The following is a 9,040-nucleotide window of genomic DNA, read 5'->3' as shown; positions in this document are numbered from 1 at the left end:
CACTCCCATGCAGCCACTGCAGGCAAGAACTCATCAGCCACACCCGGTCCTCCCGGACCGACCAACAACTTACGGAGATCTCATGAAGCTCGTCGCGCCGCTGCGCGAGTTCGGCCGGTCGGACCTCGCGTCGGCGGGTGGCAAGGCCGCCAACCTGGGCGAACTCGTCCAAGCCGGGTTCCCCGTCCCCGACGGCTTCGTGATCACCACCGATGCCTACGCCAACATCGTCCGGTGCGCTGATCTGCGGATCGTCGATCGGATGGACGACGGTGCGGCGATCCGGGCGGACTTCGAAACCGTGACCGTTCCGCCGGATCTGCGGGCGGCGATCATCGACGCCTACCGGCGGTTGGACGGCCCGGTCGCAGTCCGGTCGAGCGCCACCGCTGAAGACCTGCCGGGCGCCGCGTTCGCCGGTCAGCAGGACACCTTCCTCAACGTCGTCGGGGAAACTGACCTGATCAACGCGGTGCGCCGGTGCTGGGGTTCACTGTGGACGGACCGGGCCATCGCTTATCGCCGCAAGCTCGGGATCGACCCCGATGGGGTGCGCATCGCGGTCGTCGTCCAGCGCATGGTCGATGCCGAGGCCGCCGGAGTCATGTTCACCGCCAATCCGGTCACCGGTGACCGGCACCAACTCGTGGTCGACGCGAGCTGCGGGCTCGGCGAGGCGGTCGTCTCGGGTCTGGTCACACCCGACCACTACGTGTTGCGTTCCGACGGCGAGATCGAGCAGTGGTCTCCCGGTCGACGGGAAGTCGTGATCACCGCCGCCACCGGCGGCGGCACAGCCCGGCACACCGACGCCGCGCCGCCGACCGAACCGCTGCCGGAGACCGTGCTGCGGGAACTCGCCCGGCTCGGCACCGAGGCGGCCGCGCATTTCGGACGACCGCAGGACATCGAGTGGGCTTACGCCGACGGCCGCGTCCAGCTGGTGCAGGCCCGGCCGATGACCGCGCTCCCGCCACCACCGATCCGGCTGAACCGCTTCCAGCGGCGGCTTGCTTCGGTGTTCCTCGAATACGTTCCGCACCGGCCGTATCCGATCGACATGTCCACCTGGGTGCGGTACGGACCAGCTGGGCTGATGGGCAAGGTCATCGGTGCGTTCGGGCTGCGCCACGTGTTCGACGGCTTCCTACCGGAAGTCGACGGCGTGGTCGACCGGCTCGTGCCACCGTCGCCACGCCCGACGCTCGGCGTGCTGAAGGCACCGTTCAAGCTGATTTTCCTGGCCAGGCAACATGATCCGGCCCGGTGGACGCAGGATCCGCGGTTCGCCCGGTACCTCGCCGGGGTGCGCGAGCTGGCGGCCCGCGACCTGGCCGCGATGCCGTGGCAACAGCTGATCCGCGTCCCCCGGCAAGCCCTCGACCTGGTCCAGCCGGTCGCCGACTTCCGCATCGACTACCTGCCGCGCACCGGGCTGTCGCTGGTGCGCCTGTTCGTCGCGCTCAAGCTGCTCGGCCGGTCGGCGCTGCTCGGGAAGTTGATCTCCAGCGCGCCAACCCGCACCGCGGACGCGAACCGAGCTCTGGAAACCCTCGCGGCGCGGGTGCGGGAGGACTCGGCGTTGCAGACCGCCGTTGCTGACCTCGACGTGGCGAAGGTGGCGGATTTCGCTGACTTCCAGGCCGAATTCGAGGCGTTCCTCGCCGAATACGGCCACCGCGAGACGGAAACCCCGGTCCTGGTGACACCACCGACCTGGGGCGACGCACCGGAGACAGTGCTCGGCCTGATCAAGGTACTGGCGGCTGCACCACCGAAACCCGCTGAGCCGGAAGACCGTGCGATGGCGCAGCTGCTCGACCATCCGCTGCTGCGCGGCGCCAAGAGCCGCGCTCGCATCCAACGCTGGGTTCAGCAGGCGCGCAGCGGCATCGCGTTCCGCGAGGACAGCCATTTCTACTTCACCCTGCCGCAACCCGTCCTGCGCCGATCCCTGCTGGAAATCGGCAGGCGGCTGGTGCAAGCGGACGTGTTCGACGAACCCGAGCAGGTTTTCCACCTGCGCCTGGAGGAACTGGAAAGCCTCAGCGGGCCACCGGATCGAGCCGCCGCTGACCGGCTGCGCAGCCTCGTGCGGACCAGATCGGCCCGGCGCGAGGAACTTCCCGGTGTCCGGCTCATCGATCCCAACCTGGTCTTCGCGCGCAAGAAAACTGGTGACGCGTTGGTCTCCGGAACGCCCGCGAGCGCTGGCAGCGCCACCGGCCCGGCCAGGATCATCCGCGAACCAGCCGAGTTCTCGCGGCTGAACAGCGGCGATGTGCTGGTGTGCCGGTACACCAATCCGTCGTGGACACCGCTGTTCCAGCGCGCGGTGGCCGTGGTGGTCGACGCCGGTGGGACCGCTTCGCACGCCGCTATCGTCGCCCGCGAGTACGGCATCCCAGCCGTCATGGGCACGGCGGACGGCACGCACCTGCTAACCGATGGCCAGTTGGTGACCGTGGACGGCGACACCGGACGCGTGACCGCAGCGGATTCCTAGCATCGCCGCCTACTCGACGGACGAACGCAGAATCCGTGCCAGCTCGTGCGGTTGGGAGAACATCGGCCAATGGCCGGTGTCCATCTCGACAAGCCGCCAGTGCTCGCTCTTCAGCAGTTCCGCCACGTCGTCCCTCGGCTCGGGGCCGTCGAGCAGGCACTTGATGTACGTCGCCGGGAGCTCGCCGAGCGGGCGCGCCAGCACGGCTGGCTCGGACAGCGTGGCACCCGGATGCGGCGTGGAGCCGCCCACGATCCGGGCGATCTGCTCGTCGGTGAGCCCCTGGTCGTCGTAGTCGGCTGCGGTCAGCGGCATCCAGAAGCCGCCGTTCTCGACCAGCGATGCCGCCACCACCTCCCGAAAGCCCTCGGGCAGTTGCGCCAGGAACGACTCACCGCTGGCCGGGACGTTGGAATCGACGAACACCGCACGGGCCAGCCGGTCGCCGATCCGCTCAGCGGCCTGACCGACCGGGATGCCCGAATAGCTGTGCCCGACCACGACCACATCGCAGATCGAGTCGTTCGACCTCGCTGACGATGTCCTGCACGTGGGTCTGCTGCCCGCCTGGCACGTCCGGCTTGTCAGCGAGGCCGGACAGCGTCAAGGTGTGCGCCGTGCCCGGCCGCACGCAACTCGGGAACCACCTCGTCCCACGCCCACGAGCCCAGCCACGCACCCGCCACCAGTACGAATTCCGCCATAGCGGAAACCTAGCCCAGCACGCCGACAAGGCGACGCGCACGTTCATCTCCGCGCCGGGACCGGTCCCGCACCTGGCACGGTAGGAAATCACCGCGGCATTCCAGCAGCCCGCACGAACGCATCAACCGCTGCCAACATCGAGCGGATGCACATCGCACCGCGTCCCTTCCGGACGAGGTGATGCCACGGCACTCGCCGCGCTTCAACCCGAAGCGCCGCCGGACCGCCAGGAAGGGACACATGTCGCAGGAACCGCCCCCGACGCTCGCCCGGCGGCCGCCGCAGCCGCCGATCACGTTCGGCAGCACCGTGGGTGCCGCGTTGCGCAAATCCTTCCAGGGGTCGGGTCGCGCGTCCCGCAGCGAGTTCTGGCTGTTCACCCTGTTCTACGTCGTCGTGTCGTGGGGTCCGCTCATGATCGGCGGCGCGCTGGACAACGACTGGATCACGGCCGTCGGCTTCATCGCCTACCTGGGCCTGCTGATCCCGTTCATCACCGCGGGCGTCCGTCGCCTGCACGACACGGGCCGCACCGGTGCCTGGGGCTTGTTGCTGCTGACCATCGCGTTCTTCGTCGTGCTCGTCCTGTGGACCGAACCCAGCCAACCACACGTCAACCGCTTCGGTCCCTGAGACTGAGTGCCTGCCATTGTTCTTGTTCTTGAAGCGGCGAAGCCGCTTAGCTCACCCTCGAAACCGGCACCGCCGCGGATTCTCAGAAGCGCCATGCGCCGCACCCCGAGCTATCTCGCGAGGACCTGCACCTGTAGGTCGTGAGTGGTCAAGGCCGCTCCAACGACCATAACCACTCACGACCTCAGCGAAGCCACGACGTGGCGTATCGGACATACATGATGTCGGGGATCCCGAGTCGAGAAGACGACAGCAACTCCCGCAGAGGCCGCCACCCGCACCGCAACGCAAGACGAGTCCGAAGACAGGTTCTGAAGCACGATCCGGTTGAGATGAATGCGAATTCGGGACCGGTCCCAGGTGCCGACTGGTATAGGTCTGGCAGGAATTCGGCGTACTGGCCGACATCGGCGGGAATCCGGCTTTCCCGCTGGTGGCACGAATGCCGATGGCCCGGAGCGGAAGGCAACCATGGAGACCGAGCAGCTGGGGCAGCGAGTAGCCGAATACCGGACCGACAACGCGAGGCGGCGCAAAGTAGGTCTGGTCTGCCTGCTCATCGCGGTTGTCGGATTGGGAGCCGGGATTCCGATGAGCATCGCGTACTTCACCGTGCCTTGGGGCCCCTCGTCCGAGGACCCGCGCTACTGGTCCGGCTCCGGGATACTCCCCAGCGGGTTCACGATGCTCGGCGCGCTGTGCCTCTGCGTCGGGATTCCGTTCTTGGTGAAAGCCGCTCGCACCAGGGGCGAATGCTTCGAGCTCTACGAGCGGGGCCTGGTGCATCGGGTGGCCGATGCGGTTTCGACGATCCGGTGGTCGGACGTCGAGTCGGTGCGGCTGAAGGGCGCGGAACTGCAAGGTGGCCCGCACATGCTGGGCATCGACTTCCAGTGCGCACTGCGGCTCACCAACGGCAGGCGCCTCAAGTTCAACACCTACACCGCCGACGCGACGAAGCTGGCGGCGAAGATCGACGCGGCGGTCAACCGAGGTTTCCTGCCCAAACCCAGCTGACCGCGCGCGAGCAAAGGTTTTCCGGACCGCCGGTACCTTCCGCGCGAGTCCTGACCCACCTGGCGCGAGACCGCGGATGAGCAGACAATGGTGGTCTGCCGCCGGTAGCCCAGGAGCCAGCGATGCACCTAACCAATCTCACCGGCGAGGCCGCCGATTACGCCAACGCCCGCGAGGAGTTGCGGCAAGCTGAGATCGACCTGATGCGCCATCGCGAACGAGTCGCGGACCTGCGCCGCAGGCTGCCGCTGGGCCCTGTCGTCGACGACTACGCGTTCGAGGAAGGCCCCACGGACCTCGACGCCGGTGACGCACCCGTGCGGACCGTGCGGCTGAGCGAGCTGTTCACCCAGCCCGGCCGCGATCTGGTCATCTACCACCTCATGTACGGCAAGCGGCAGACGCAGCCGTGCCCCATGTGCACGATGTGGATCGACGGCTTCAACGGCGTGGCCCACCACGTCGCGCAGAACGTCGATCTCGCCGTGGTGGCCGCCGCCGAGCTGCCCGCGCTCCGCGCGCACGCCCGGAACCGGCAGTGGACGAACCTCCGCCTGCTCAGCGCCGGGGCCAGCACCTTCAAGTACGACCTGGGCAGCGAGGACGACGAGGGCAACCAGGACTCGACGGTGTCGGTGTTCACCCGCGACAGCGACGGGGCCGTGCGCCACTTCTACTCGGTGCACCCCCGGATGTCCGACGACATCGACGAGCGGGGCATCGACCTGCTCAGCCCGGTGTGGCACATCCTCGACCTCACCCCCAAGGGCCGGGGAGACTGGTTCGCGGCGCTGAACTACTAAAAACTAGACTGTTTCAGTCGTGGTTCGCGTAGCGGTACGGGTAGCATCCTGCTCTTGGAGATTCTCGCCGTCTCAACGGCAATCCAGCGCAGCGAGGCGTAGCATCCATCGTTGTCCACAAAGGACCTTGGGATCAAGATAGGGCCCTGGCGACGGCACGCCGAAGAACACTGCCACGACCCAGGCTCGCGTCCGGATGACGGCCAGCATGCCTCGGGTTGCCGAGGCCGCGGCACTGTGACGGAGCTCTCCTTCGAAAGTTTCCCTGTCCGGAATGCCGATTTCACCGGCATTGACCGGGGTTCCGCGGAACTCTAGCCTCGATATCCGAAAGACCTGTGCAAAGTTTTCAAAAAGTTTCAATCGCTGGTCTGGAGGCGCGGTGACCTCGGAAGTCGCGGCACGACATGCCCTGGTGGTGCGCGGAGGATGGGAGGGCCACACGCCGGTGGCGGTCACCGACGCCTTCGCGCCCTGGCTGACCGAAAACGGGTTCACCACGACGATCACCGAGTCCCTGGACGTGTACCTGGACGCCGAACTGCTCGCGCGGACCGACCTGGTCCTGCAGTGCTGGACGATGGGGACGATCACGGCGGAGCAGTCCGCCGGGCTGGCCACCGCCGTCGCCGCCGGGACCGGCCTGGCGGGCTGGCACGGCGGCATCGTCGACTCCTTCCGCGGCGACATCACCTACCAGCGGCTCACCGGCGGGCAGTTCCTGGCGCACCCCGGCGGATTCGTGACCTACTCGATCGACGTCGTCCCGGACCGCGCGGACCACCCGGTGGTCGCGGGCATCGAGCACGTCGAGGTGCACACCGAGCAGTACTGGCCGCTGACCGACGCCGCCAACGACGTGCTTGCGACCACCACGATCCCAACCGGCCCGGAAAGCGAGTGGCCGGAGGCGATCACCGTGCCAGCGGTCTGGACGAGGCGCTGGGGCGCGGGCCGGGTGTTCGTCTCGACCGTCGGTCACCAGTTGTCCGATCTGGAAGTTCCGGAGATCCGCACCATCACCGAAAGGGGCCTGCTGTGGGCGAGTCGTTGAACGTCGGGATGATCGGTTGCGGCACGATCAGCGGTCAGTACCTGGCGACGTTCGAACGGCTCCCGGACATCCGGCTGACCGCGGTCGCCGACGCCGAGCCCGAGCGCGCGCAGGCAACGGCGCGCACCACCGGCGCTACCGCGTTGAGCACCGAACAGCTGCTGGCCTCCGACGACGTCGATCTGGTCGTCAACCTCACGATCCCGGCCGCGCACCTCGCCGTCAGCGCCGCGAGCCTCGACGCGGGCAAGCACGTCTACAGCGAAAAGCCGCTCGGCAGCACGCTTTCCGAAGCATCGCAGTTGCTCCAGAAGGCCGAGAGCAACGACCTGCGGCTGGGCTGCGCTCCGGACACCGTGCTGGGCACCGGAATCCAGACCGCGCGACGTGTCATCGACGACGATCTCATCGGCCGACCGACCTCGGCGACCGCCTTCATGCAGTCGCCGGGCCCGGAGCGCTGGCACCCTTCGCCCGAGTTCTACTACCAGCCCGGCGGCGGGCCGCTGCTGGACATGGGGCCGTACTACCTCAGCGCGTTGGTGCACCTCCTGGGCCCGGTCCGCCGCGTGGTGGGGATGGCGGGACGTCATCTCGACGAGCGCGTGGTCGGCTCGGGTCCGCGCGCTGGGAGCCGGTTCCCCGTCGAGGTCGACACGCACGTCACCGCGCTGCTGGAGCACGTCGACGGGGCGTTGACCACGATGGTGATGAGCTTCGACGTGGCCGCTTCGGAGACCCCGAAGATCGAGGTGCACGGCATCCGCGGATCTGTGTCGGTGCCCGACCCGAACCGGTTCGAAGGCGCCGTGCGGCTGCGGCGCGACGGAGACGCCGAGTGGCAGGAGATCGCGCCCTCCGCCGGATTCCGCGACGGCGGCCGGGGGTGCGGGATCAGCGATCTCGCGCAGTCCCTCCGCGAAGGACGCCCGCACCGGGCGTCCGCAGAGCTGGCCGTGCACTTCCTCGCCGTCGTGGACGCGCTGGAACGGGCCGCGCGGGAAGGGACGGTCGTCGACGTCGAGAACCGGTGCACCAGGCCCGATCCGCTTCCGCTGACCCGCAGGTAGCACACAGCTGAATACCGAGCCGCGCGAGACCGCAGTGGTCCCGCGCGGCTCCGGCGTGCCCGACCAGACCGTCCACTGCGGACGAAGGGCGAAATTCCCCATTGGGACACAAGGGAAATCTTGACACTGTGACGGCCGACACCTAATTTCTTGGTACCGCTTCAACAAGGGCACCACCGGTCGCAACGGCGCGAGTCCGACGTGGACGACGGCATGCTCGCGCACTGACTCCCCCGTCCCAGGAGGAACCAGTGGCTCGGTTCGTGATCCGCCGCCTGCTCTACATGATCCCGACGCTGTTGGCGATCTCGCTGGTCTGCTTCCTGATCATCCAGCTGCCCCCCGGCGACTTCCTCACCTCGTACGTGGCCAGGCTCTCCTCCGAGGGCGAAACCGTCGACCAGGCCCAGTTGGACGCGCTCCGGCAGCGCTACGGGCTCGACGATCCGTTCCTGGTGCAGTACTTCAAGTGGATATCCGGGATCGTGCTGCACGGCGACTTCGGCCAATCCTTCGAATGGGGCCTGCCGGTGTCGGACCTGATCTGGGACCGGCTCGGCCTGTCCATCGGACTCTCCCTGGGCACCCTGCTGCTGACCTGGGCGATCGCGCTGCCCGTCGGGATCTACTCCGCCGCGCGGCAGTACTCGATCGGCGACTACACCTTCACCTTCCTCGGCTTCCTCGGCCTGGCCGTGCCGAACTTCCTGCTGGCCCTGCTCTTCCTCTACCTGTCCTTCGCGTTGTTCGGGCAAAGCGTCGGCGGCCTCGTTTCCCCCGACTACCAGGACGCCGCGTGGAACCTGGGCAAGGTGCTCGACGTGCTCTCGCACGCCTGGATTCCGATGATCATCATCGGCCTGGCTGGCATCGCGAGCCTGATGCGGGTCATGCGCGCCAACCTGCTGGACGAACTGCGCAAGCCGTACGTCACCACGGCCCGCGCAAAAGGACTCAGCGAATCGAAGCTGCTGGTCAAGTACCCGGTTCGGATGGCCATGAGTCCGTTCATCAGCACCGCGGGCTGGCTGCTGCCCACCCTGATCAGCGGCGAGATCATGGTGTCGATCGTGCTGAGCCTGGAGACCACCGGGCCGCTGCTGCTGCAGTCGCTGATGAGCCAAGACATGTACCTCGCGGGCGGATTCATCCTCATCCTCAGCGCGCTCACCGTGCTGGGCACGCTGCTGTCCGATCTGCTACTCGCGTGGTGGGACCCGCGCATCCGCTACAGGTGAGTTGGAGGTGTGGG

Annotated in this window: 8 protein-coding genes; 7 read left to right on the top strand and 1 reads right to left on the bottom strand. The window is 67.7% G+C overall.

All coding sequences use genetic code 11. From position 1 onward, the window contains the following. The first annotated feature begins 82 nt into the window (after positions 1–82). Complete coding sequence (locus MOQ72_RS35530; protein ID WP_242190219.1) at positions 83–2,506, top strand: PEP/pyruvate-binding domain-containing protein; 2,424 nt, start codon at positions 83–85, stop codon at positions 2,504–2,506. 9 nt (positions 2,507–2,515) lie between these two features. Here MOQ72_RS35530 and MOQ72_RS35525 read toward each other — a convergent pair whose 3' ends face one another. Next, the gene (locus MOQ72_RS35525; RefSeq protein WP_308198037.1) at positions 2,516–3,013 is read right to left on the bottom strand and encodes an alpha/beta fold hydrolase; all 498 of its coding nucleotides are present in this window, start codon (positions 3,011–3,013) and stop codon (positions 2,516–2,518) included. A gap of 438 nt (positions 3,014–3,451) precedes the next feature. Between MOQ72_RS35525 and MOQ72_RS35520 the strand changes: the two genes are divergently transcribed. The 6 genes from MOQ72_RS35520 (at position 3,452) to MOQ72_RS35495 (ending at position 9,026) form a co-directional block, all read left to right on the top strand. After that, a complete protein-coding gene (locus tag MOQ72_RS35520) occupies positions 3,452–3,844 on the top strand; it encodes a DUF805 domain-containing protein (RefSeq protein WP_242190217.1) in 393 nt (130 codons plus the stop codon). Positions 3,845–4,315: 471 nt separating this feature from the next. Next, positions 4,316–4,861, top strand: coding sequence for a hypothetical protein (locus MOQ72_RS35515; protein WP_242190216.1), 546 nt, complete (start codon positions 4,316–4,318; stop codon positions 4,859–4,861). 122 nt (positions 4,862–4,983) lie between these two features. Beyond that, complete coding sequence (locus MOQ72_RS35510) at positions 4,984–5,664, top strand: DUF899 family protein (protein ID WP_242190215.1); 681 nt, start codon at positions 4,984–4,986, stop codon at positions 5,662–5,664. A 382-nt stretch (positions 5,665–6,046) separates the two neighbouring features. Continuing rightward, complete coding sequence (locus MOQ72_RS35505) at positions 6,047–6,718, top strand: ThuA domain-containing protein (protein WP_242190214.1); 672 nt, start codon at positions 6,047–6,049, stop codon at positions 6,716–6,718. Next, the gene (locus MOQ72_RS35500; protein ID WP_242190213.1) at positions 6,703–7,788 is read left to right on the top strand and encodes a Gfo/Idh/MocA family protein; all 1,086 of its coding nucleotides are present in this window, start codon (positions 6,703–6,705) and stop codon (positions 7,786–7,788) included. The genes MOQ72_RS35505 and MOQ72_RS35500 overlap by 16 nt, the downstream gene beginning before the upstream one ends. 251 nt (positions 7,789–8,039) lie before the next feature. Then, positions 8,040–9,026, top strand: coding sequence for an ABC transporter permease (locus tag MOQ72_RS35495; RefSeq protein WP_242190212.1), 987 nt, complete (start codon positions 8,040–8,042; stop codon positions 9,024–9,026). The last annotated feature ends 14 nt before the right edge of the window (positions 9,027–9,040 follow it).

It is taken from the genome of Saccharopolyspora soli, from assembly GCF_022678645.1.
Lineage (GTDB): Bacteria > Actinomycetota > Actinomycetes > Mycobacteriales > Pseudonocardiaceae > Saccharopolyspora > Saccharopolyspora soli.
Note: the sequence above shows the minus strand (reverse complement) of the source record. Positions and strands in the feature narration are given on the sequence as shown.